The organism is Vibrio scophthalmi LMG 19158 (assembly GCF_000222585.1).
GTDB classification, from domain to species: Bacteria; Pseudomonadota; Gammaproteobacteria; order Enterobacterales; family Vibrionaceae; genus Vibrio; species Vibrio scophthalmi.
In genome coordinates this window covers 1-597 of record NZ_AFWE01000085.1, presented here as the reverse complement: position 1 = coordinate 597, position 597 = coordinate 1, and the positions used below count along the sequence as shown (strand labels likewise).

Here is a 597-nt window from a genome sequence, read left to right as displayed (position 1 = left end):
TGCTGCTCAAGGATAAACTCAACCCCAACGGCGGCACCAAGTTGGTGGCGGGTAAATACGTAGTGCACAAGCCGCGCATTAAATCGGGTTTGCCTATTCGTAACGGCCTTGCTCGCCTTCAAGTGGTGATGTTCATGCTCAAATCCTTTGCCGTGCGCGATTGGTGGGCATTCTCTGAGGTCTACGGTATGCCTGTTCGCTTGGGGACATACCATCCTAATGCCACACAAAAGCAAATCGATACTCTGGTCGATGCGGTGCGTAACCTGGCCTCAGATGCGGGCGCAGTGGTGCCGGAGGGGATGAAGATTGACATCAAGGAAGCCAAGCGCGGCGAGTCCGGTATGGTGATGTTTGAATCCATGGCCCGTTGGTGTGATGAGCAAACCTCAAAAGCGGTGCTAGGCCAAACCATGACCACGGAGAACGGCGGCTCTTACGCGCAAGCGAACGTGCACAATGAGGTTCGCCTTGATATCGCCAACTGGGACGGTATGCAGCTTGCGGCCACTTTTAACGAGCAGCTTATTCGCCCTTACATCGATATGAACTGGGGCGTGCAAGAGAACTACCCGACCGTATCATTTGAAGAAGAGG

1 protein-coding gene is annotated in these 597 nt (G+C 53.9%); it reads left to right on the top strand.

Going from position 1 to position 597, the window contains the following annotated elements; translation table 11 throughout:
• The coding region (locus RH88_RS07965) for a phage portal protein family protein (RefSeq protein WP_138944262.1) at positions 1-597 on the top strand (597 nt) is incomplete at both ends.